23 protein-coding genes are annotated in these 23,431 nt (G+C 63.1%); 7 read left to right on the plus strand and 16 right to left on the minus strand.

Annotated features, from left to right (window positions below):
* Nucleotides 1–66 precede the first annotated feature (66 nt).
* A complete protein-coding gene (locus B059_RS0107980) occupies nt 67–825 on the plus strand; it encodes a TerC family protein (protein WP_018077718.1) in 759 nt (252 codons plus the stop codon).
* Here the strand turns inward: B059_RS0107980 and tilS are convergent.
* The 4 genes from tilS to B059_RS0108000 form a co-directional block, all read right to left on the minus strand.
* Nucleotides 822–2,162, minus strand: a complete 1,341-nt coding sequence (gene tilS / locus B059_RS0107985) for a tRNA lysidine(34) synthetase TilS (RefSeq protein WP_245538753.1) — start codon at nt 2,160–2,162, stop codon at nt 822–824. The genes B059_RS0107980 and tilS overlap by 4 nt on opposite strands.
* The gene (locus B059_RS0107990) at nt 2,131–3,099 is read right to left on the minus strand and encodes an acetyl-CoA carboxylase carboxyltransferase subunit alpha (protein WP_018077720.1); all 969 of its coding nucleotides are present in this window, start codon (nt 3,097–3,099) and stop codon (nt 2,131–2,133) included. Before B059_RS0107990 ends, tilS begins: the two co-directional genes overlap by 32 nt.
* A gap of 81 nt (nt 3,100–3,180) precedes the next feature.
* Nucleotides 3,181–3,663, minus strand: coding sequence for an FKBP-type peptidyl-prolyl cis-trans isomerase (locus B059_RS0107995; RefSeq protein ID WP_018077721.1), 483 nt, complete (start codon nt 3,661–3,663; stop codon nt 3,181–3,183).
* Nucleotides 3,660–4,139, minus strand: a complete 480-nt coding sequence (locus B059_RS0108000) for a peroxiredoxin (RefSeq protein ID WP_018077722.1) — start codon at nt 4,137–4,139, stop codon at nt 3,660–3,662. Before B059_RS0108000 ends, B059_RS0107995 begins: the two co-directional genes overlap by 4 nt.
* A gap of 73 nt (nt 4,140–4,212) precedes the next feature.
* On the opposite strand from B059_RS0108000, the gene B059_RS0108005 reads away from it, so the two are divergent.
* A complete protein-coding gene (locus tag B059_RS0108005) occupies nt 4,213–5,331 on the plus strand; it encodes a cupin domain-containing protein (protein WP_018077723.1) in 1,119 nt (372 codons plus the stop codon).
* Complete coding sequence (locus tag B059_RS0108010) at nt 5,328–5,798, plus strand: DUF7931 domain-containing protein (RefSeq protein ID WP_018077724.1); 471 nt, start codon at nt 5,328–5,330, stop codon at nt 5,796–5,798. The genes B059_RS0108005 and B059_RS0108010 overlap by 4 nt, the downstream gene beginning before the upstream one ends.
* 5 nt (nt 5,799–5,803) lie before the next feature.
* Here the strand turns inward: B059_RS0108010 and B059_RS0108015 are convergent, their stop codons facing one another.
* Genes B059_RS0108015 through lptF form a run of 3 tightly spaced genes read right to left on the minus strand, consistent with a single transcriptional unit; the run spans nt 5,804 to nt 8,744 of the window.
* Nucleotides 5,804–6,589: a ferritin-like domain-containing protein gene (locus tag B059_RS0108015; RefSeq protein ID WP_018077725.1), complete on the minus strand. Its 786-nt coding sequence runs from the start codon at nt 6,587–6,589 to the stop codon at nt 5,804–5,806.
* Between the two features lie 5 nt (nt 6,590–6,594).
* The gene (lptG, locus tag B059_RS0108020) at nt 6,595–7,668 is read right to left on the minus strand and encodes an LPS export ABC transporter permease LptG (protein ID WP_018077726.1); all 1,074 of its coding nucleotides are present in this window, start codon (nt 7,666–7,668) and stop codon (nt 6,595–6,597) included.
* Nucleotides 7,665–8,744, minus strand: a complete 1,080-nt coding sequence (lptF, locus tag B059_RS0108025; protein WP_018077727.1) for an LPS export ABC transporter permease LptF — start codon at nt 8,742–8,744, stop codon at nt 7,665–7,667. Before lptF ends, lptG begins: the two co-directional genes overlap by 4 nt.
* A 105-nt stretch (nt 8,745–8,849) precedes the next feature.
* Here lptF and B059_RS0108030 point away from each other — a divergent pair, with 105 nt between their 5' ends.
* From B059_RS0108030 to B059_RS0108045, 4 genes are all read left to right on the plus strand, one after another.
* On the plus strand, nt 8,850–10,361 hold the full coding sequence (locus tag B059_RS0108030) for a leucyl aminopeptidase (protein ID WP_018077728.1): 1,512 nt from the start codon (nt 8,850–8,852) through the stop codon (nt 10,359–10,361).
* A 10-nt stretch (nt 10,362–10,371) separates the two neighbouring features.
* A complete protein-coding gene (locus B059_RS0108035) occupies nt 10,372–10,800 on the plus strand; it encodes a DNA polymerase III subunit chi (protein ID WP_018077729.1) in 429 nt (142 codons plus the stop codon).
* A gap of 13 nt (nt 10,801–10,813) precedes the next feature.
* The gene (locus B059_RS0108040) at nt 10,814–11,299 is read left to right on the plus strand and encodes a hypothetical protein (RefSeq protein ID WP_026177392.1); all 486 of its coding nucleotides are present in this window, start codon (nt 10,814–10,816) and stop codon (nt 11,297–11,299) included.
* A 111-nt stretch (nt 11,300–11,410) separates the two neighbouring features.
* Nucleotides 11,411–14,242 carry a valine--tRNA ligase gene (locus B059_RS0108045; protein WP_018077731.1) on the plus strand — a complete coding sequence of 944 codons (2,832 nt, stop codon included), beginning with the start codon at nt 11,411–11,413 and terminating at the stop codon, nt 14,240–14,242.
* Nucleotides 14,243–14,366: 124 nt separating this feature from the next.
* Here B059_RS0108045 and B059_RS0108050 read toward each other — a convergent pair whose 3' ends face one another.
* The 9 genes from B059_RS0108050 to B059_RS0108090 form a co-directional block, all read right to left on the minus strand.
* Nucleotides 14,367–15,647: an OmpP1/FadL family transporter gene (locus B059_RS0108050; RefSeq protein WP_018077732.1), complete on the minus strand. Its 1,281-nt coding sequence runs from the start codon at nt 15,645–15,647 to the stop codon at nt 14,367–14,369.
* A gap of 194 nt (nt 15,648–15,841) precedes the next feature.
* Nucleotides 15,842–16,351 (minus strand): sulfur carrier protein DsrE2, encoded by a 510-nt coding sequence (dsrE2, locus tag B059_RS0108055; RefSeq protein ID WP_018077733.1) that lies wholly within the window; start codon nt 16,349–16,351, stop codon nt 15,842–15,844.
* A gap of 92 nt (nt 16,352–16,443) precedes the next feature.
* Nucleotides 16,444–16,671 (minus strand): sulfurtransferase TusA family protein, encoded by a 228-nt coding sequence (locus tag B059_RS0108060; RefSeq protein ID WP_018077734.1) that lies wholly within the window; start codon nt 16,669–16,671, stop codon nt 16,444–16,446.
* Nucleotides 16,672–16,810: 139 nt separating this feature from the next.
* Nucleotides 16,811–17,140 carry a rhodanese-like domain-containing protein gene (locus B059_RS0108065; protein ID WP_018077735.1) on the minus strand — a complete coding sequence of 110 codons (330 nt, stop codon included), beginning with the start codon at nt 17,138–17,140 and terminating at the stop codon, nt 16,811–16,813.
* A gap of 159 nt (nt 17,141–17,299) precedes the next feature.
* Nucleotides 17,300–18,238, minus strand: coding sequence for a dimethyl sulfoxide reductase anchor subunit family protein (locus tag B059_RS0108070; protein ID WP_018077736.1), 939 nt, complete (start codon nt 18,236–18,238; stop codon nt 17,300–17,302).
* A 34-nt stretch (nt 18,239–18,272) separates the two neighbouring features.
* Nucleotides 18,273–18,968, minus strand: coding sequence for a 4Fe-4S dicluster domain-containing protein (locus B059_RS0108075; protein WP_018077737.1), 696 nt, complete (start codon nt 18,966–18,968; stop codon nt 18,273–18,275).
* A gap of 46 nt (nt 18,969–19,014) precedes the next feature.
* Entirely contained in the window at nt 19,015–21,891 is a 2,877-nt protein-coding gene (locus B059_RS0108080) for a molybdopterin oxidoreductase family protein (RefSeq protein ID WP_018077738.1), read from the minus strand.
* 266 nt (nt 21,892–22,157) lie between these two features.
* Complete coding sequence (locus B059_RS0108085) at nt 22,158–22,676, minus strand: TlpA family protein disulfide reductase (protein WP_245538754.1); 519 nt, start codon at nt 22,674–22,676, stop codon at nt 22,158–22,160.
* Nucleotides 22,673–23,374: a hypothetical protein gene (locus B059_RS0108090; protein ID WP_038058432.1), complete on the minus strand. Its 702-nt coding sequence runs from the start codon at nt 23,372–23,374 to the stop codon at nt 22,673–22,675. Before B059_RS0108090 ends, B059_RS0108085 begins: the two co-directional genes overlap by 4 nt.
* Nucleotides 23,375–23,431: the final 57 nt, after the last annotated feature.

Genomic DNA, 23,431 nt, shown 5'->3' on the forward strand with positions numbered 1-23,431 from the left:
GCGTGGCGCGCAAACGCGCGCCTGCGTATAGTGGCGGCTGTCTACGTATCCGCCGAACCGCGCCCCATGCTCGAACTCCTGACCGATCCCAATGCCTGGATCGCCTTTGCCACGCTCACCGCACTGGAACTGGTGCTGGGCATCGACAACATCATTTTCATTTCCATCCTGGTCGACAAGCTGCCGGAAAAGCAGCGTGAACTGGCGCGCCGTCTGGGCCTGGGCATGGCCATGTTCATGCGCATCGGCCTGTTGCTGGTACTGGCGTGGATCATCGGCCTGACGGCGCCGTTGTTTACCGTACTGGATCAGGATATCTCGGGGCGCGACCTGATCCTGATCGGCGGCGGGCTGTTCCTGCTGTGGAAAAGCACCAGCGAAATCCATCAATCGCTGGAAGGCGAGGACGGTCACAGTTCCAGCGTGGTCAAGGCCACTTTCACTGCCGTCATCCTGCAGATCATGGTGGTCGACCTCGTATTTTCGCTGGATTCCATCATCACCGCCGTCGGCATGGTGGAGAGCATCGCCGTGATGATCGCGGCGGTGGTCGTCTCGGTCGGACTGATGATGCTGTTTGCCGGTGCAATCGGCCGCTTCGTGTCGAATCACCCCAGCATCAAGATGCTGGCGCTGTCCTTCCTGGTGGCGGTGGGTGTGGTGCTGATCGCCGAGGGCTTTGGCCACCACGTGCCCAAAGGCTACATCTACTTCGCCATGGCCTTCTCGCTGACGGTGGAAATGCTCAATATCCGCATGCACCAGCGGCGCGTCGCTGCAGTGCACCTGCACACCGCCTACACGCCCGAAAAGCGCAGCGATTAAGCCACCACGCGCGGGACGATGCCGGACTCGCCGGGCGCCGCCCGCGCGTCGGCATCGAAGCCGATGCCGGCCGCCCACAGCAGGCGTCCGTCGCACCACAACAGCGGCAGGCGATCGCGCTCCCAAGGCGGGACAGCACGTTCCTGCAACAGGTTCTTGAGGCTGCGGCGAGGTCCGCCCGCATGCAGACGCAGGCGCTCACCGCCTTGGCGCACGCCGAGCGCGACCTCTCCCGCCGCCAGCATGGCGTGTTTCAAGCCGGCGCCCAGTTCGGCATCCATGCGCACGCTCACCCCCGCGGAGGGCACCGCCAGCGTCGTTTCTCCCTGCCAGCGCACCGGGGCAGCCGGAGCCGGCGCCACCGCTGCGAGATAGGCTCCGCCTCGAAAGCGCCATACCTCCACCTGCCCCAGCCGGACGCACACGCGCGCATCGTGCCGCGCATCCAGCAGCTGGTGCAGCGCCTCGTTCAACTGCCGCGCACACGGCATGGGCTGGCCGTGCCGCTCGATAAAATAGCGCAGCAGATTGCGCGCGCGCGGCCGGCTCAAACCGGCCAGCGCCGCGCAATCGAGGCGATCGCCGGCAACGGCCGTCGCGGCATCGAGCTGCGCCAGGTCGTCCAGCAATTCGGCCGCATCGGCCTGCAGCGCGGCAGCGCGCGCGAGGGTGGCAGCGGCGCCGGGGAAATGCGTGGCCAGCAGCGGCATCACCTGCTGGCGCAAGGCATTGCGGCGGTAGCGGGTATCCTGATTGCTCTCGTCGTCGACCCACGCCATGCCATGCGCCTGCGCGTAATCCAGCAGCACGGCGCGCGGCACGCCCAGCAGCGGACGGAGATGCGCGGCCCGCCACCCAGGCCGGCCTTGCGCCTCGGCCATCGCCGCCAGGCCTTTCGGCCCTGCGCCACGCAACAGCTGCAGCAGAAGCGTTTCGGCCTGGTCGTCCTGCTGATGCGCGGTGAGCAGGAAGTCGGTGTCCAGTACCGCAAAAATGCGCTGACGTTCGCGCCGTGCAGCCGCCTCGATGCCAGCCGCATCGTCGCGCGCGATCCGTACGCGATGAATGCTTAATTCAAGCTCGCGCGCTGCGCACAGCTGCGCGCAGAAATCCGCCCAACGGTCGGCATGCGGCGACAGGCCGTGATGCACATGTACCGCCTGCAGATCAAAAGGATGTTGACGGCGCTGCGCCAGCAAAAGGTGGAGCAGCACCACCGAGTCGAGCCCGCCCGACAACGCCAGCGTCAGACGTGCACGGGGAGGAACGTGGCGGGCAAGGCTGTCCGCCACCGCGGCGGCGGCCTTATTTGACAGGGACTTCCTTGAAGCTGCCATACGCCCGCAGGCGCTGGTAGCGCGCAGCCAGCAGCACATCGGCCGGCTGCTTGCGCAACTCGGCGAGGGTATCTGTCAGTGCGCGGCGCATCGACTGGAACATGACATCCCAGTCGCGCTGCGCGCCGCCCAGCGGCTCTTCGATGATGCGGTCGACCAGCCCGTTCGCCTTCAGGCGGTCGGCGGTGATGCCCAGGGTCTCGGCGGCGACCGACGCCTTGTCGGCGCTCTTCCACAGGATCGAAGCGCAGCCTTCGGGCGAGATCACCGAATAGGTCGAGTACTGCAGGATCAGCGTGCGGTCGCCGACGCCGATCGCCAGTGCGCCGCCGGAACCGCCTTCGCCGACGATGGTGCAGATGACCGGTGTCTGCAGCTCGGACATCACGTAGAGATTGCGTGCGATGGCCTCGGACTGACCGCGTTCCTCCGCGCCGATGCCCGGGTAGGCGCCGGGGGTGTCGATGAAGGTGAAAATCGGTAAGCCGAATTTCTCCGCCAGACGCATCAGGCGCAGTGCCTTGCGGTAGCCCTCCGGGCGCGGCATGCCAAAATTGCGGTAGATTTTTTCCTTGGTGTCGCGGCCTTTCTGGTGGCCGATCACCATCACCGGTTCGCCATTGAAGCGGGCGATGCCGCCGACGATCGCGGCATCGTCGGCAAAGGCGCGGTCGCCGTGCAACTCGGCAAAACCGGTGAACAGGCCCTGCGCATAATCGAGCGTGTACGGCCGTTGTGGATGGCGTGCCACCTGCGACACCTGCCAGGCATTGAGCTTGGCATAGATGTCCTTGGTCAGCGTCTGGCTCTTCTTCTGCAGGCGGCGGATTTCCTCCGAGATGTCCAGCGCGGAGTCGTCCTGCACGAAGCGCAGTTCTTCAATCTTGGCTTCGAGTTCGGCAATCGGCTGTTCAAAATCGAGGAAAGTGGTTTTCATCGGCGGTCTTCATCAAGCTGTCACAGAACACAGGTTAGCCGGGCATTTTAGCAGCCCGGCATCATTTGCCGTGCAGTTTGCTCAATGATGATGATGGCCGTGGGCGCCATGCGCGTGGCGGTGCGCAACCTCGTCCGGCGAGGCGGCACGCACTTCGGCCACCACGCACTGGAAATGCACCGACTGCCCGGAATAGGGATGATTGCCGTCGACCACCACCTTGTCTTCGGCGATCTCGGTCACGGTGTAGAGCATTTCCTCGCTGCCGTCGACCGGCGAGCCGACGAACTGCATGCCTACCTCGATGTCATCGGGGAAAGCGTCGCGCGGCTCCAGCCGCACCAGCTCTTCCTCGTATTCACCGAAGGCGTCGGCCGGCTGCAGCTTGAGGTCGATTTGGTCGCCCACCACCTTGCCTTCCAGCGCCTGCTCCACCAGCGGAAAGATGTTGTCGTAGCCGCCGTGCAGGTAGCTGACCGGTTCGTCGCTCTCCTCCAGCAGTGCGCCCTCCATATCGCGGACGACGTAGGTGATGGTGACGACGGTATCTTTGCCGATATTCAATTGAGTTCCCCTTTGCTCATTAAAGCAACCAGTTGCAGCACTTCCGCCGCGTGCCCGCGGCTGGAAACGCCGTACAGTGCGTGACGGATGACGCCCTGTTTGTCGATGACGAAGGTGGAGCGCGTCATGCTCTTGCGCATGACGCCGTCCACCTCCTTGTCCTGCAGCACGCCATAGGCTGCGCAGGTCGTTTGTTCCTTGTCGGCCAGCAAGCGCACACTGATGCCGTGCTTGTCGCGAAACTCGCCATGCTTGATGCAGTCGTCGCGCGACACGCCGAGCACGCTGGCCCCCAGCTTGGTGAAATCATCCTCCAGCTCGGAAAACTCGATCGCTTCGGTGGTGCACCCCGGGGTGTCGTCACGCATGTAGAAATACAGCACCAGGGTTTTACCCCGGAATTGGGACAGCTCGACGATGTTCATGTCCGCATCCGGGTTGGAAAAATCCGGCGCGCGATCTCCAGCATTCAACATGGGCGGCTCCGCCACGTATTTTTCGGCAGCATTCTAACAGGGGGCATCCAATCGCGCCGTTATAATTCCGCCCATGACGCCCCCCCTGCTTGGCGGCCTCAGCCCCGCCCGCTTCCTGCGTGAGATATGGCACAAACGCCCGCTGCTGATCCGCAACGCCGTACCTGACTTTGCCGGCCTGTTGTCGCCCGCCGAGATGCGGCAGCTGGCCTGTCGCGACGACGTCGAATCGCGCCTGATCCAGGGCAGCGGCAACGACTGGCAGCTCGATCATGGCCCGTTCCGGAAAAGCGATTTCAGGCGCCTGCCGGAAACCGGGTGGACCCTGCTGGTGCAATCGCTCAATCACTTTCTGCCCGAAGCCGACGCCCTGCTGGCGCGTTTCGATTTCATTCCGCACGCCCGCCTCGACGATTTGATGGTGAGCTACGCCGTGCCCGGCGGCAGCGTCGGCCCGCATTTCGATTCGTACGACGTTTTTCTGCTGCAGGGCCAGGGGCACCGCCGCTGGCAGGTCGGCACACAAAGCGACCTGGCATTGCTGGACGATGCGCCGCTGAAGATCCTGCGCCGCTTCAAGGCCGAGGACGAATGGGTGCTCGGCCCCGGCGACATGCTCTACCTGCCGCCGCACGTCGCGCACTACGGTGTCGCCGTGGATGCCTGCATGACATATTCGATCGGCTTCCGCGCTCCCACCGCCGAAGAACTGGCGCACGGCTTCCTGATGCACCTGCAGGACACCCTCGCGCTGGAAGGCCGCTACGCCGACCCCGACCTGCGCCGGCAAACCCACCCCGGCGAAATCGGCCGGGCGATGCTGACGCAAATCGAAGGCATGATCGCCCGCATCGAATGGACTAAACGCGACATCGCCGAGTTTGCCGGGCGCTACCTGTCCGAACCCAAGCCAAATGTGTTTTTCGACCCGCCGGACACGCCGCTCGGACAAGCCGCCTTCGACAGACAGGCAGGCAAGGCCGGCGTGGCGCTCGATCCCAGGTCGCGCCTGCTGTTTGCGGGCAAACGCTTTTTCATCAATGGCGAGGCGTTCACGCCGCAGGTCGGCGAAGCCGCCACACTGCGGCAGCTGGCCGACCGGCGCCGCCACCCTGCGCCGCTGCCGGCCACGCTGCGCAAGCGCCTGTATGACTGGTACCGGGCCGGCTGGTTGGAGATCGGCGCCGAATGAATGCCCTCGAAACCCCGGCTGAACTCCGCGCCGCGTTCGACGCGCTGCTCGCCGCCACGCAGCGCCGGCTGCGCCTGTACGACTACGACCTCAGCCTGTTCGACCTCGACCACGCCCCCCGCCACGCGGCTCTGCGCGCGCTGTGCGTGGCTGGCGGCGGACGCCGCATCGAGCTACTGCTCGACGACATCGACCGCGTTGCAGGCGACCATCCCCGCCTGATGCAGCTGCTGCGCGATTTCGGCCATATCCTCGAAATCCGCCTGGCCGACCCCGACGCGCCGCGCCCCGGCCAGGCATTCGTGCTGGCCGACCGCCACGGCGTGCTGCTGCGCGCCGACAAGGCGGCGGTGCACGGCATCCTGCATCCGGACGACCGCGGCAGCGCCGTGGCGCTGCATCAGGATTTCGAAGGCATGTGGCAACGCGCGCCGGCCGCCATGTCGGCGACCACGCTGGGCTTGTAAGCAAACTAGAGCGTACTTAGCCAGTCCAGCTCGGGCTCGCTAAAGCCGGCCTGGCGGCGCGCCGCCAGATTGAACGGCGGTTTCAGCGGCGGCGCGTCGTAATCGACCAGCAGCTGGCGGAACGTCGTTTCGGGCTGCAGACCGCGCGCCGCGCACAGCCAGCCGAACCAGTGGCTGCCGATGGCGACATGGCCGATCTCGTCGCGCTCGATGACGGCGAGGATCTCGACCATGCGTGTGTCGTTCGCAGCGCTGAGCTTGTCGACGATCAGCGGCGTGGCATCGAGCCCGCGCGCTTCCAGCACACGCGGCACCAGCGCCATGCGCACCAGCGGATCATGCGCGGTTTTCAGCGCCATGTCCCACAGGCCGTTGTGCGCCGGAAAATCGCCGTAGGCATATCCCAGCGTAGCCAGATGCGCGTTCAGCAGCGCGAAATGCAGCGCCTCCTCATCCGCCACGCGCAGCCAGTCGGCGTAGTAAGCGGACGGCATGCCGGCGAACCGGTGGGCGGCGTCGAGCGCCAGGTTGATCGCGTTGAATTCGATATGCGCCAGCGCATGGATGAGCGCTGCGCGGCCGGGCAGCGTGTCGGCACGGCGGCGCGGCACCTTCTGCGGCGGAACCTGCAGCGGTTTCTCGGGATGCCCCGGCTGTCCGATGGGGACGCGTGTCGTGTGCGCCGCGGGGTCCACGCGCCCCGCTTGCCAGTCCGCCTGCAACGCATGCACGCAGGCGAGCTTGGCCGCCGGCTCGCCCGCCTGAAGGCAAACAGCGAGCCGCCCGGGCAACGAATCTAGCGCCGTTCCACCCACCGGATGCCCATCAGCGCAATGGCCAGGAAGATCAGCAGCGGCAGGATCGACACCACGACCGCCGGCCAGTCGTTCAACAGGCCGAGGTGGCCGAACAGTCGGCTCAGCAGATGAAAGCCGAGACCGGCCAGAATGCCGATGAAAATCTTGCTGCTGGTGCCGCCGGAACGCGGTCCCTGGATGGCAAACGGCATGGCGATCAGCATCATGATCGGGATGACCAGCGGGCTGAGAAACTTTGTCCACAGGGCGAGTTCGTAACGCGTGGCCTTCTGGCCGTTTTCCTTGAGATGCGCCACATAGCGCCACAGGGTGCGCGCCGACATTTTCTCCGGCGCGACCAGCAGCACGCTGAGGATGTCGGGCGTCAGCACTGACTGCCAGTCCTGGCGCGCGTTGCGGGTAGCGTGGATACCGTCGGCATCGAAACGCGTTTCCACCACCTGCTGCAGGCTCCAGGTCTGGTTGCCGCGCCAGCTGGCCTCGGCGGCGGCGCGGATCCAGTCAAGGCGGCCGCCGCCATCGAAGCCGTAAATTTCGATGCCGCGCAGGGTATTGTCGGGCATCACTTCGCGCACATTGATGAACGCCGTGCCATCCTTGACCCACAGCCCGGAGCGGAACTGCTGCGCCACCACCGAACGGGTGGCAGACAGCTTGTAGCGCTGCGCGGTCTGATCCGACCACGGGGTCACATATTCGCCGATCAGCAGCGCCAGCAGGGAGAGCATCGCGCCGATCACCGCGAAGTATCCCGCCACCCGCCAGTTGGACAGGCCCGACACGCGCATTACCGCGTATTCCGAATTGCCCACCAGGCGCGACAGCGCAAACAGCGTTCCGATCAGCGCCGCTACCGGCAGGATTTCATACAGATGCCCGGGCATGCTGAGCACCACCACCACGGCCGCCTGCCCCAGGCCATAGTTGTTACGGCCCAGGCTGCCGAGTTCCTCCATCACGTCGAAGAAGGCAAACAGCACCAGCAGCGCGAGCAGCAGGAATCCGGTTGCCACCAGCACCTGCTGCGCGAGGTAGCGCGCCAGCAGCCTCATGACCGTCTCCGGCGCGTACCATACTGGCGCGCACGCACGTAAAACAGGGCTGCCACGGCAAGCAGCATCAACAGATGCGGCGACAGCATTCCCAGCCACGGATTGAGTCTGTCCTGCGCCACCCAGGCCTGTGACAGCGACAGCAGGTTGTTGTAGACGAAATACAGCAGCAGCGCGATCACCAGCCCGTAGGAGCGGCGCGCGCGCGTGTTGACGAAACTGAGGGGAATCGCCATCACGGCAAGAATCAGCGCGCTGAGCGGAACCCCCAGCCGCCACAACAGCTCGGCGCGCGCCGATGGCGACGCATCGCCGATCAGCTCGCCCGGCGGCGCCTGGCGAATGCCGGTTTCCTTGCCACCGGCAGCCGCCGGGTCGAGCCGCATCCAGTAGCGTTCAAACTGCACGATGCGGTAATCGAGCTGGCCGGGGATGCCTTCGTAGCGGCGCCCATCCTTGAATACCAGGTAGCGCGAGCCGTCGGGCAGCTGGGTGTGGTTGCCTTCGCGCGCCACCACCAGGCCGAGCTGACCGTCGATGCGCGACTGCATGAACACGTTGCGCACGATACCGGTCAGTGGGTTGAGCGATTCGACGTAATAAACGCGCTGGCCAGCGCTGGATTCGGCAAACAGTCCGGGCGCAATCAGGGCACTTTCGCTGCGGCTACGCAAATCCTGGCGGTATTCGCTTTTCTTGGTCTGCGCCCACGGATTGAGCATCAGCGTCAGCAACAGGATCACCAGCGAAAACGGCACGGCGAACGTCAGCACCGGCCGCATCCATTGCGTGAGCGACAGCCCGGCATTGAGCCAGATGACCATTTCGCTGTCGCGCCACATGCGCGACAAGGGCAGCAACACGCCGGCGAACAGTGCGATCGTCATCAATACCGGCAGAAAATACAGCAGCGAAAAGCCAAGAAAAGCAAATACCGCCTGGTTGGCAAGCTCGCCCCGCGCCACATCGCCGAGCAGGCGGATGAACAGGATCACCAGCGCAATCGCGATCAGCACCGTCAGCACGGCGCCGGTGGCAAGGCCCATTTCGCGGGTCAGTGCACGGCGATAGAGCATGCGGCTATCCGGGGGTCATTCGGGACACGAATATGCTTTTGACATTCCACTGCGGCTGCGCCAATAATCGCCCGACCGGCAAATCGTATTTTTTTGAGCACAGACATGGAAAACAAGGAAATCGAACTCGAATTTAGCATAAAAAGCGGCGCACCCGAAAAGCAGCGCACCGCCTGCGTCGTCGTCGGCGTGTTCGAGAGCCGCAAGCTGTCGGCCCCGGCAATCGACATCGACCGCGCCAGCGACGGCTATCTGTCGGACATCCTGCGCGGCGGCGACATGGAAGGCAAGGCCGGCAGCACTCTGCTGTTGCACAAGGTACCCAACATTCTGGCCGACCGCATCCTGCTGGTCGGCCTCGGCAAGGAACGCGAGTTCCACGAAAAGGCCTACTGCGACGCCATCGCCAGCGCGGTGAAGACCCTGCGCGACACCGGCTCGATGGAAGCCGCGATCACGCTGAGCGAGATCCCGGTCCGGAAACGCGACGTCACCTGGAATGTCGAGCAGGCTGTCATCAGCGCCCACGCAGCGTTGTACCGCTTCGACCATTTGAAGAGCAAGCCGAACGAGACACGCCGTCCGCTCAAGCGCGTGATCTTTGCCGTTTCGCGCCGCGGCGAGCTCAAGTATGGCGAGGTCGGACTGGCGCACGGACTGGCGATTGCCCGTGGCATCGGCCTGGCCAAGGACCTGGGCAATACGCCGTCCAACATATGCACCCCCGAATACCTGGCCGGCCAGGCGCAAAAGCTGGCCAAGGCCTACGGCTTCCGTAGCGAGATTCTCGACTATGCCGCCTGCGACAAGCTCGGCATGGGTTCCTTCCTGTCGGTCGGCAAGGGCAGCGACAAGCCGCCGCGCTTCATCGTGCTGAAGCATGAAGGCGGCGCCAAGGGCGAAAAGCCGGTGGTGCTGGTCGGCAAGGCAGTCACCTTCGATGCCGGCGGCATCTCGCTCAAACCCCCGGCCGAAATGGACGAGATGAACTACGACATGAGCGGCGGCGGCGCGGTCATCGGCACCTTTCGCGCCATCGGCGAACTGGGCCTGCCGCTCAACGTCGTCGGCCTCATCCCCGCCTGCGAGAACATGCCGGATGCGAATGCCAACAAGCCGGGCGACATCGTCACCTCGATGTCCGGCCAGACCATCGAAATCCTCAACACCGACGCCGAAGGCCGTCTCATTCTGTGCGACGCACTGACCTACGCCGAGCGCTTCGCGCCCGAGGCGGTGATCGACCTGGCGACCCTGACCGGCGCCTGCGTGATCGCGCTCGGCGCCCACCCCAGCGCGCTCTACAGCAACCACGACCCGCTGGCGCGCGAAATCGAGCACGCCGCCGACCATGCCTGGGACCGCGTCTGGCGCATGCCGCTGTGGGACGACTACCAGGAGCAGCTGAAGAGCAGCCTCGCCGACATGGCCAACATCGGCGGCCGTCCGGCCGGCTCGATCACCGCGGCCTGCTTCCTGTCGCGCTTCGCCAAAAAATACCACTGGGCGCACCTCGACATCGCCGGTACCGCCTACCAGGGCGGCCGCGAAAAGGGATCGACCGGCCGCCCGGTGTCGCTGCTGGTGCACTTCCTCCTGAACCGCGCCCAGAAATAATCCGCCGGCAGTGACCGAAATCACCTTCTACACCTTTGCCGACAACCCGCTCGACGTCGCCCGCCGCGTCGCCGCCAAGGCACACGGCCAGGGCAAGCAGGTGATGATCTACGCGCCCGACCCGGCGACTGCCGACGCCATCGACCGTCTACTGTGGACCACGCCCGCGCTGAGCTTCGTGCCGCACTGCCGCGATGGCGACCCGCTGGCAAGCGAGACACCTGTGTTGATCGGCACCGATGCCAACGCCCTGCACCAGGCAGACGTGATGATCAACCTGCACCGCGAACAGCCGCCCGCCTTTGCCCGCTTCGAACGCCTGGTCGAAATCATCGGCCAGGACGAAGCCGGGCGCGAGCAGGGGCGCGCGCGCTACCGTTTTTACCAGTCCCGCGGCTACGCCCTGCAAACGCACGACCTGCGCCAGCACAGCGGATAAATACGAGGCCGACATGAGCGACAGCCCCCCGCCAGGACAATCGGACACATTGAGCAAAATGGACGCGCTGCTGAAAAAGCATCGCGGCGGCATCGAGGACGGTCGCGATGCGCCGTCCGGGCAGGCGTCATCCGCACAGCCAGCACCGCCCGGCGCCTGGCTGCCGGTGCTGACCCAGGTGATCGAGCGCGGCACGCCGCCCGCGGTAACCGCCGCACCCCCGCCCCCTGCCGCGGCTTCCCCCACGGCGTCTCCATCGCTCCCGCCACCGCCCGAAACCTCCGCGCCCGCCGTCAACGACACCCTGACCGAGCAGCTGATGAACGAACTGGCACCCCGCCTGTCCGAAGTCATGGAAAAGCAGGTCGCCGCCGAACTGCGCAAAAACCTCGACGAAACCGTGGCCAGCCTGCTCAATCAGCTCGACGTCAACGTGCGCGAGATCGTGCGCGATGCCGTCGCCGAGAAACTCAAGCAGCCGCGCGATCCCGCTGCCTGACGCGACATCGGCACAGCGCGCGTTTCCAGCTGCTTTTTTGGGACATATCCCTGGCTTTTTTGGGACGTGTCCCAGGTATTTTTGGGATAATGGCGGTTTTGCGCGCACGCCATGGAACTCGCCAAATCCTTCGAACCGGCTGACATCGAGAAACGCTGGTACGCCCAGTGGGAAAGCGCCGGTTATTTCAAGGCAGGCGCATACGACCCCACACGCGCTTCTACCCTGAAGGGCACAAGAGCACGTAGTGGATCGGAGTCCCCTTGTGAGGACACGCCCCCCGCCTACTGCATCATGCTGCCGCCGCCCAACGTCACCGGCACGCTGCACATGGGACACGCTTTCCAGCACACCCTGATGGACGCGCTGACCCGCTATCACCGCATGGCGGGTGACGATACGCTGTGGCAGCCGGGCACCGACCACGCCGGCATCGCGACGCAGATCGTGGTGGAACGCCAGCTCGACGCGCAGGGCGTTTCGCGCCACGATCTCGGCCGCGAAAAATTCCTCGAAAAAGTCTGGGAATGGAAGGAGCACTCCGGCTCCACCATCACCCGCCAGATGCGCCGGCTCGGCACCAGCCCCGACTGGAGCCGCGAGCGCTTCACCATGGACGCCGGCCTGTCGAAAGCCGTCACCGAGGTGTTCGTGCGGCTCTATCGCGAGGGCCTCATCTACCGCGGCAAGCGACTGGTGAACTGGGACCCCGTGCTGCAGACCGCGGTATCCGACCTCGAGGTCGTTCCCACCGAGGAGGACGGCTTCATGTGGGAGATCAGCTACCCGCTGGAGGATGGCTCAGGCTTTCTCACCGTCGCCACCACCCGCCCGGAAACGCTGCTCGGCGACAGCGCCGTCGCGGTCCATCCGGCAGACGAACGCTACGCGCACCTGATCGGCAAGCAGGTGCGCCTGCCGATCGCCGAGCGCAGCATCCCCATCATCGCCGACGATTACGTCGACCGCGAGTTTGGCACCGGCGTGGTCAAGATCACCCCGGCGCACGACTTCAACGACTGGCAGGTAGGCCAGCGCCACAAGCTGGTGGCGATCAGCGTGCTGACGCTCGACGCGAAAATGAACGAGCTGTGCCCGACCGAATACCAGGGCCTGGACCGTTACGACGCGCGCCAGAAGCTGCTCGACGAACTGCAGGCCAAGGGCCTGCTGGTCTCGGCCAGGCCGCACAAGCTGACGATCCCGCGTGGCGACCGCACCCACGCAGTGATCGAGCCGATGCTCACCGACCAGTGGTTCATGAGCATGGAAGGCCTGGCGAAACAGGGGCTCGCCGCGGTCGATTCCGGCGAGCTGAAATTCGTGCCGGAGAACTGGACCACCACCTATCGCCAGTGGCTGGAAAACATCCAGGATTGGTGCGTGTCGCGCCAGCTGTGGTGGGGCCATCGCATCCCCGCCTGGTACGACGCCGACGGCAATTTCTACGTCGCGTACAGCGAGGAAGAAGCCAGGAAGCAGGCCGGCGGCCGCGAACTGACGCAGGACAACGACGTGCTCGACACCTGGTTCTCGTCCGCGCTGTGGCCGTTCTCAACGCTCGGCTGGCCGGAACAGACGCCGGAACTCGAACGCTACCTTCCGACCTCGGTACTCGTCACCGGCTTCGACATCATCTTCTTCTGGGTCGCTCGCATGGTGATGATGTCGCTCCATTTCACCGGTAAGCTGCCGTTCCGCGAGGTCTACGTCACCGGCCTGGTGCGCGACTCCGAAGGCCAGAAGATGAGCAAGTCGAAGGGCAACGTGCTCGACCCGATTGATCTGATTGATGGCATTGCCGTGGACGACCTGGTCGCCAAGCGCACCCAGGGCCTGATGAACCCGAAGCAGGCCGCCGGCATCGAGAAGCGCACCCGCCGCGAATTCCCCGACGGCATCGCCGCCTACGGCACCGATGCGCTGCGTTTCACCTTCGCCAGCCTCGCCACGCACGGCCGCGACATCAAATTTGATCTTCAACGCGCCGAAGGCTACCGCAATTTCTGCAACAAGCTGTGGAATGCCACCCGCTTCGCGCTGATGAACCTGGAAGGCCACGATTGCGGCCTCGACGCCGGCGCGGCGTTCGACTATTCGGACGCCGACCGCTGGATCGCCTCTCGCCTGCAGCAGGCCGTCGCCGAGGTGCACGAGGCCTTCGCCGCCTACCGTTTCGACCAAGCCGCGCGCGCGGTCTACGAATTCGTGTGGGACGAGTACTGCGACTGGTACCTGGAACTCGCCAAGGTGCAGCTCAACGGCGGCACGCCGGAACAGCAGCGCGCCACCCGTCGTACCCTGGCCACGGTGCTGGAAGCCACGCTGCGCCTCGCCCACCCCATCATTCCTTTCATCACCGAGGAGCTGTGGCAGAAAGTTGCTCCACTCGCCGACGCCGCTCATAAGGCATCGCCCTCCGGCAATGGCGACGACAGCATCATGCTCGCCGCCTATCCGCAGGTGAATGAAGCGCAGCGCCATCCCGACAGCGTCGTCCGCATCCAGTTGCTGAAGGAACTGGTCAACGCCTGCCGCACCCTGCGCGGCGAAATGAACCTGTCGCCCGCGCAGCGCGTGCCGCTGGTAATCGAGGGCGATGCCGCCGTCATCGGCTCGCTGGCGCCCTACATCGCCGCGCTCGGCAAGCTCTCCGACGTCAGCGCCGTCGCTGCGCTTGCAGACGCCGACGCCCCGGTTGCCCTGGTCGGCGAGATGCGGATGATGCTGGTGGTGGAAATCGACAAGGACGCCGAACGCGCACGCCTGGCCAAGGAAATCGCCCGCATCCAGGGCGAGATCAAGAAGGCCGAAGCCAAGCTCGCCAACGCCAGCTTCGTCGACAAGGCCCCCCCCGCCGTCGTCGAGCAGGAAAGGGGCCGGCTGACCGATTTTGCTGCCATGCTGCAGAAGCTGCAGGCCCAGCACGCGCGGCTGGACTGATTGTTACCCTATGACAGCAATAAGCGCGGATTCGTCGGCGCTTGTCGCTGTTTCGATTCGTTCACTCGGACCATAAAAAAGCCGGGATCGTAACCCCGGCTTTGATCAGCCAACCCACTGCTGATTACATTTTCCAGCTGTACTGGATACCCAGCGAGTTCTGGTACATCTCGATTTTCTCCGTCCCTGCGGGGGGGTTCATCATAAATGCAGGAAGAATCGAGGTTCCGCTCACATCATGCTTGAAGGCATGCATATAGCTCATGGTCAGTTCATTACCCGATGCCAGCGTATAGGTGAAGCCAAGGGTTGCATGATCCTTGACCACGCCCGGCGCCAGAATGTTGAAGGTCACATCACGCGCCTGAATCGGATTGTCGCCGTGGTTGTAGCCCGCACGCAGGGTCAACTGCTGGCTGTATTTATATTCGACACCCAACTTCCACACATCGATATCGTCCCAACCAAAACCAGGACCGTTGTCAGCGCCAAGGGGTGCCGGAATAAAAGCATTGGTGCTGGGGTTGTTGATCGAGTTCACGTCGGAATAGCTAATGCGCTGATAATCCAGCGCCAGCTTGACTGCGGGGGTCGCTTGCCATGCCACGCCGAGATTATAGTTCTCCGGAATGTCGAAGCCCCCCTGTTCAGCAAACAGGCCCTTGTACTTGGAAAACTCGTCGAATTTCATCTTCGATGCGTAAGCCGCACCGATGGTTACTGTCGGAGAAATTTTGCCCATGTAGCCGATCCGCACGCCATAACCAAACGAGTCGTCAGTACCACGGTTGGTAAGATTTGCAGGATCAGAAGAAGCCCCACTAAAAGCCTGAAGGCCATCTGCCTTGAAACGCTGATAGCCGATCAGTGGAGAAATACCCAGAGAATGGTTGGGCGCAATTTTATATGCAGCAGTCGGCGCAACAATCAGTTGCACCAAGTTAACACCCAGTTTACCGTCGCCACACAGTAGATTAGCTGCGGTTGCACCGCAGTTGCCTGCGGCAATCTGACCACCCGGGTAATTCGTGTTCATCCCACCATTGCCATACACCGTCACGCCCAGCGCCAGATTGCTGTTCATCTGACGGGTATAGCCGAACTCCGGAATCAGGAAATACTTGGAATCGCTATCGACCGAGCCATCAAAAGGGCCCAGTCCAGTACGGCTGGCTTCACGTCGCGGGCTGAACAGATCCGCGCCCAGGTCAAGGCGGTTGCCGGCAAACGCCATCGAGGCGGGGTTGTTGGCGCCGCCAAAGGCATCATCCGAGCTGGCAGTGGCCGCACCAGCCATCCCCTTGGCTTTCATGCCGTAGCCGTGCGAAAAATAGCCGTTGGTAGCGTAGGCACTGCCGGCCAGACCCGCCAGTGCCATGAATGCGAATACGCGCGTGAACTTCATTGGTATCTCCTCTTGTTGGTAAAATTACGACAGACAGTTTTTTTTGATGACCTGAGCGAAGGCTACGCCCGAGCTAGCGCTTAGACAAGCGGAGCTCTTCATCCCCCCGGATAAACAAAGCATGGTGTGGTACAAAAGACACAAAAAAAGAGCCGAATCGCTTCGGCTCTTTTTTCATCAAACGGCAATCTGTTCTAGATGAACAGGCAGATATCGGTCTCGCCGGCGAACTCGAAAAAGGTGGCGGCGCCGCCGTACTCGAGACCGTCGATGAAGTCGGAATGCTCGAAGCCGAACAGTTCGACCGTCATCTGGCAGGCGATGAACTTGACCTCGGCTTCCTGGCACAATTCGCGCAGGTCGGGAATGGTCGCCACGCCGTTGTTGGCGATGGTCTGTTTCATCAGGGCCGTCGCCACGTTTTCATAGCCCGGGATGATGGCCTGGATGGCGTTGGGCATGTTCCAGTTGATGTTCTTGAACCACTTGGGGCCGAATGGCATTTTCATCGGCATGCCGGGGTTACCCAGCGGGCTCACTTTGAGGACAGACAGGTCCTTGCGGACGAGCTGGAGACCGTAGAAAGTGAAGAAAATCTGGGTTTCATAACCCAGCGCCGCCGCCGTCGAAGCCAGGATGAACGGGGGGTAAGCCCAGTCCAGCGTGCCTTTGGTGGCGATAATGGCCATTTTTTTGGTATCCATGCTCAAGTCTCTCCTCTGCCGGTTGAAAAACAGCGCCGTAGATTCCTGGCTGTGTGCTCCCGGAACGGACGGCGCTGGTTTGGTTTTTGTATTTATTTTTTCTTCATGAAGAAGGTAAATTCGCCGCCCGCTTCGGCGGTAGACAGCAGTTCATTGCCGGTCTGCTTGGCGAAAGCGGCGAAGTCCTTGACCGAACCCGGGTCGGTGGACAGGATTTTCAGCACTTGTCCGCTTCCGACATCAGCCAGGGCCTTCTTGGCGCGCAGAATGGGCAGGGGACAGTTCAGGCCACGGGCATCGAGTTCTTTATCGAAATTCATTTGGTTCTCCTTACATTAAATAATTATGTACTAAAAAACGCTGCGGTACCTTAAACCAGAAATTTTCCCATTGCAACCGAAATTGCAGCGCTGCCGGAAAAACTGGCTATCTCCTTCAAATCGGTCTTGAACCGGGGCTTTAGCGGGGCCGACAGAGGGTATTGCCGGAGCGTGCCCACGCCATGATGCCGCCAGCCAGATTGTGCATGTTGCCGTAGCCTTGGGAAGCCAAGAACGCACACGCCTGAGCCGATCGCGCGCCGGAGCGGCAGTAGATCACCACGGGCTTGTCCTGGGGAACATCGGCCGCGCGCAGCGGTAGCAGGTGCAGCGGGATGTGGATGGCGCCATCGATCACGCCTTGCGCCACTTCGGCCTCGGTGCGCACATCGATCAGATGCGCGCCCTGGGCTGCGATTTCCGCGACATAGCCGGGATCGACTTCCTTGAAACCTGACAGTCCGAACATAGATGCCACACTCCTGAAATGGATAAATTAGAGTTCTCTAATATACATTAAAGCAGGCGGCACGCCAAGCGCCCGCCCGCTGCAGGAACGATGCCCGCCCTCTGCGGCTCGCCCCGAATCGTTCACATCCGGCGAGCTTCTGCGGCGTTTCGGGCTTGCTCAACAGCGCTGGGCGCCGTGATACAGGTTGACCACGTGGCGAGCCTCGGCGAAAAACAGCCAGCGCTCGACCGCGGCACCGGCGATGCCCGCGAAGGCCGCGACGATGGCGGCGGTTTGTCCGCCATGCTGATTGAAGACCCATACCAGCATCAGGCCGGGCAACGCGAAGCCCAGCACAAAAACCACGGCCTTGAGCAGGCCCGCTTTCTGCCGCGCGATCTGGAAGCCGAATTCCTGGGTCAGGAAGGTGCCATGGGTATGGCCGGTGTCGAGCAGCTTGACCTTGGCACGAGTCAGGCCGGTGGCGGTATTGATGGTGGGCGTCAAGCCGGGGCTGCGAATCCAGAAATAGTAGATTGCCTTCAGCACTGCGGCGATCGAGACGATCAGCGCCGACATCGCAATATAGGGCGTGGTATCGAGGCCAGCATAGACCGCGCCCAGCAGCAGCAGCAGACTGCCGCTGGCATAACCCAGCGCCAGATAGTTGGCAGGCACCAGCGGGGTGTTCCACTGGCGGATGGTCTTCAGACAGGCGTAGATCATGCCGGTGGAAAACACCGTGATCCAGGCCAGCATGGCGGTCAGGAAACCGAAGGTTTCACGCAGCCACAGCGGTGCGTCGAACCAGATGCAGACGAGGTAGATCAGCGCCAGCGGCATGAACACCACGGCAAACACGCCTTCGCGCGACAGCCACGAGGTACGGAAGCGGCTGAACGCGCGCCAGGCGTTTTTCGGATTGGCGAGGTGGAAGGTGGACGACAGCAGGCCGAACACGATCAGGGCCATCGCGACGAGTCCGCCGATGACCAGCTGCTCGCGGCTGAAGCCACCGCCGAGCTTGAACGTGTCGGCGATGAACAGCAGCGAAATCAGGCCGAAGCCGGCGCCCGATGCGACGGTAAAGAAAATGACTGAGAAAGCGGGATGCATGGATACTCCTGGCGCAAATTAAGGGCTACGCGGTTTAGCGGCGCACCAGCTTGTTGGCGAACTGCTTGATGCTTTCCTTGAGGCCGCCACGGGGCTGGGGGTCGACCGGAATCACCGGCTTGCGGCGCGGTGGCAGGTATTGGTTGGTCGGGTTGTAATTGAGTTCGGGCATCAGCGGGAAGCCGCCGCGCTCGCGCACCGTGCGCGACACCGCCGAATCAGGGTCGTCGAAGTCGCCGAACATGCGGGCGTGCGCCGGGCAGGTCAGCACGCACGAGGGCTGGCGCTCCTCGACCGGCAGTTCCTGGTCGTAGATGCGGTCGACGCACAGGGTGCACTTCTTCATCGTGCCGCTGGAGCGATCGAGCTCGCGCGCGCCGTAGGGACAGGCCCACGAGCAGTAGTTGCAGCCCATGCACTTGTCCTGGTCGATCAGCACGATACCGTCTTCGGCACGCTTGTACGACGCGCCGGTCGGGCACACGGTGACGCAGTCGGCGTCCTCGCAGTGCATGCACGACATCGGGAAGTTGACCGTCTTGTTGTTCGGATACTCGTCCATCTCGTAATGGCGAATCCGGTTGAACCACACGCCCGATGGCTCGGCGCCGTAGGGCTGGTAGTCGGACAACGGGCCGATGGTGCCGGAGGCGTTCCATTCCTTGCAGGCGATGGCGCAGGCATGGCAGCCCACGCACACGTCGAGGTCGATGACCAATCCAAGTCTCATGTTGTGCTCGCTTTATATTTACGGATGCTGCTTAGTTCTGCTGCTCTCAGTTCTTCTCATGGCTGCGGGCGTCGTAGCGCAGCACCTCGGGGCGCTCGTAGCGCTCGTCGCCCGGTAGCGGCTTCAGCGTATCGAATTGCGGCCACGCCCCGGTCTCGCCCGGCGCGGCCTTCCATACCTTCACCCGCAGGTCGAACCATGCCGCCTGGCCGGTCACCGGGTCGGAGTTGGTGACACGACGCTCGCCGGCTTTTTCCGGCAGCAGCTCCGAAATCAGGTGATTGAGCAGGAAGCCCTTGGTCGCTTCGGAGGCATTGTCCTTCAGGCCCCAGGCGCCCTTCTGCTTGCCGATGGCGTTCCAAGTCCAGATGGTGTTTTCCTGGGTGCCTTCCATGGTCTTGACCTGGCAGCGGATCTTGCCGTTGTGCGACTCGACCCAGATCCAGTCGAAGTCCTTGATGCCCATTTCCGCCGCCTTGCGCGCGTTCATGTACATGAAGTTCTGCGCCATGATCTGACGCAGCCACACGTTCTGCGAATCCCACGAGTGGTACATGAACATCGGGCGCTGGGTGAGCGCGAAGAAGGGATATTCGTCCGCGTTGACGCGTTGCTGTTCGAGCGGTTCGTACCACATCGGCAGCGGGTCGAAGTACTTCACCAGACGTTCGCGGTCGACCAGGTTGTTGGGTTGCGGACCGTCGTACAGGCCCTGCCCGGCGAGGCGGAATTTCTGCAGTGGCTCGGAATAGAACTGCATGATGATGGGTTCGGCCTTGCCGACGAAGCCGACGTCCGCCGCCACGTCGAGGTAGTCCTTGTTGGCGTAGCGCATGTATTTCTGGTTGTCGGGCCAGTGGTGGGCATAGAAGCTCTGGTTCTCGATGTACTTTTCCCACTGATTGGGGTTGGGTTCGCCCTTCAGCGACTTCGTGCCGTCCTTGCCGCGCCAGCCGGCAAGGAAGCCGATGCCGGGCGAACGCTCGTAGTTGACGATGAAGTCCTGGTAGCCGCTGAACTTGGGGGTGCCGTCGGGCTTGGTGAAGGCGGGGAATTTCAGCCGCGAAGCCAGCTCGACCATGACTTCCTGCCACGGGCGCACGTCGCGGTCGGGTTTGACCAACGGATATCGGATCGCGTCGGCCGCCGCATCCGGCTCGGAAATCGGGCGATCGAGCAACGAGATGGTGTCGTGACGCTCCAGATACGTCGTGTCCGGCAGGATCAGGTCGGCGAAGTTGGTCATTTCCGAGTGGAAGGCGTCGATCACCACCAGGAACGGGATCTTGTATTCGCCCGGCTCTTCCGGATCTTTCGCGCGCAGCATGTCCTGAATGTTGGCCGTGTTCATGGTCGAGTTCCACGCCATGTTGGCCATGAACAGGATCAGCGTGTCGAGCGCGTAGGGATCGTGGTTGGTCGCGTTAGTGATGACCATGTGCATCAGGCCGTGCGAGGCGATCGGCACCTCCCACGAATAGGCCTTGTCGATGCGCAGCGGGTTGCCGAATTCGTCGATCACCAGATCTTCCGGGCGCGTCGGGAAGCCGAGCGGCGGACGTGACAGCGGCGTGTTCGGCGCGTTGATGATATCGATGTTGTTTTCCGGCAGCTGGTGCGGCGGAATCGGCTTCGGATACGGCGCGCGGGCGCGGAAGTTGCCCGGCGCATCGAGCGCGCCCAGCAGCATCTGGATCATGTGGATGGCGCGGCAGGAATGGAAGCCGTTGGAGTGCGCCGCGATGCCGCGCATCGCGTACATCGCCACCGGGCGGCCGACCACCTTGTCATGCTTGCGGCCCCACACGTCGGTCCATTCGATCGGCAACTCGACGGTTTCCTTGAACGCGACGTGCGCCATTTCCAGCGCGATGCGCTCGATGCTCTCGGCCGGCAGGCCGCATTCCAGCGCGACGTTCTTCGGTGCATAGCGCTCGTCGAGGTAGCGCTCGGTCATCAGCGACATCACGGTCTTGACGCGGCGGCCGTCGGGCGCGACGTATTCGCCGAACAGCGCGGGGGCGATGTCGCCGTCCATGCCGTTCCTGAAGGCTTCCTTGTCGATATCCCAGATCAACGGCTGGTCGTTCTCGTCGCGCAGGAACAGGCCGTCGCCCTTCTGGCCGGGGGCCTGCACCACCAGCCAGGAGGCGTTGGTGTAGCGAACCAGGAATTCGTAGTCGAACTTTTCGTGCTTCAACAGCACATGGACCATCGACATCGCCAGCAGACCGTCCATGCCAGGCTTGATCGGCAGCCATTCGTCGGCAATCGCCGAATAGCCGGTACGCACCGGGTTGACGGTGACGAACTTGCCGCCTTTGCGCTTGAGCTTCTCCAGGCCGATCTTGATCGGATTGGACGAGTGGTCTTCCGCCACGCCCCACATCAGGAAATACTTGGCGTAATCCCAGTCCGGCGCGCCGAATTCCCAGAATGAGAAACCGATGGAATACAGGCCCGCCGCCGCCATGTTGACCGAGCAGAAGCCACCGTGTGCCGACCAGTTGGGGGTGCCGAACTGCTGCGCCCACAGGCCGGTGAGGGCCTGCATCTGGTCGCGCCCGGTGAAATAGCCCAGCTTGGAGGGGTCGGTGGCGCGGATTTCTTCCAGACGGTCGCTCAGCACGTCGAGCGCCTGATCCCAGGAAATCGCCTCGTAAATCCCCTCGCCGCGCTCGGTACCCGGCTTGCGCATCAACGGCTGGGTCAGCTTGGCGGTGGAATACTGCTTCATGATCCCGGCCGACCCTTTGGCGCACAGCACGCCCTGGTTGGTAGGATGGTTGCGGTTACCCTGGATGAAACGGACCTTGTTGTCCTCCAGCGTCACTTTGATGCCGCAGCGGCAGGCACACATGTAACAGGTGGTGTACTTGATTTCCTGCGCGTCGTGATTTTCGAGTTTTATCTTGGCGTTCATGCGGTCTCTAGATTCAAAAACGTCCCCGCGGCTCCACGATGGAGCCGCATTTTTCCTGCCCGGATATACACACTAGGTGACTGCTGGAAGCAGTGCCAGCGCATCGGCACTGGATGCTGCGGGGATGGCTAAATATTAAACATTCCGAATATGCCGTTATTTTGCACTTCAAGCCCCAGGCATGGCAAGCAAAATGGCTGATGCTCGTATAAGGCCACCTGATGAAAAACCCTTATTTATTACGGACTTAAACATCCTTATTTCGCCTATCCTGCATGCGCCGGCAACTCCGTCAGCAGCGACTCGATCACCCGCAGGGCCTCCCCCTCATCCCATTCGGTGGGGCCGGTCAGGACGTAGCGCACACGGCCATCGGCGTCCAGCAGGAATGTGGTGGGCAACGCAAACACTTTCCAGCGCCGGGTGTTGCTGCCATCGGGATCAAGCAGAATCGGGAAGCCCAGTTTCATTCTGGACAAATAAGCCTTCACTTCTTCGGGCGTCTCGGCGCTGTCCAGCGCGACGATCGTCAGCGGCCGCCCGGTCATTTTCACCCGCAGCCGCTCCATTGACGGCATTTCGCGCAGACAGGGCGGGCACCATGACGCCCAGAAATTGAGCAGCACCACCTTGCCTCGATAGTCGGCCAGCGTCCTGGGCGCTCCGTTCAGGTCGCGCGCCTTCAGTTCCGGTGCCGGCTCGCTGGCACGCGCCTCGAATCCGGCAGCTTGCGCGCCAGCCGCCAGCAGCAGACTCATCGCACACGTCGTCAGCAATCGTTTCATTTGCACCCCCAGGCATTCAATTCACGCAGCAGCATGGCGTCCATGCGGCGGCTCTCGGCGATTTCAAACTCAGTCGGCGATTCGCGCTCCCAGTAGCCTTCGCGCAGGCCTTCCAGAACGGTCGCACTGGCCGTCGCACCATGCAGCGCCAGATGATCCAGCAGTCCGGGCAACCAGGGCGTCGCCGCGGAACGGCGCGGCTGCAGCACGTGCACCCGCAAGCCGGTCAAGATTTCCAGGTCGAGGTAATCCGGCGCGGCCAGCGGCTCCGCCGTCATGTAGAGATTCGGATACAGCAGCAGCACGCAGAGTCGCTGCCGCTCGGCTGGCTCAAGCGAGGCCACGGCACGCAATAACGGAACCGCAGCGCGTGCCACGGCAACGGCCGTCACCTGCTTGCCGCCGGCCTGTGCGGCGCGCAGCCAGTCGGCCATATCCCGTACCGGCACGTCGTCCATGCTACTCGGCAACTGCGGCAGGAAATAGGCGCTGGTGAGGTCGAGCGACCAGGCCTCCACGCCTTGCGCGGCCAGTTGCTGCGCGGCCTGTACCTCGGGCTCGGCGCGCCCGCGCTCGGATGCCACCCACAGCAGCAACTGCGTTCCCGTGGCCGGGAACCTCAGATGGTCCAGCAGATCCGCCCGCGCGGCGAACGAACATGCCCATACCCCGAACAACAGGAAGCCGAAAAAACGCATGCGACGGTTCGATTTTTCCACCCCGACATCATGCCGCGGCGCGATGTGGGCGCAAGA

This window comes from Thiobacillus denitrificans DSM 12475 (assembly GCF_000376425.1).
Lineage (GTDB): Bacteria > Pseudomonadota > Gammaproteobacteria > Burkholderiales > Thiobacillaceae > Thiobacillus > Thiobacillus denitrificans.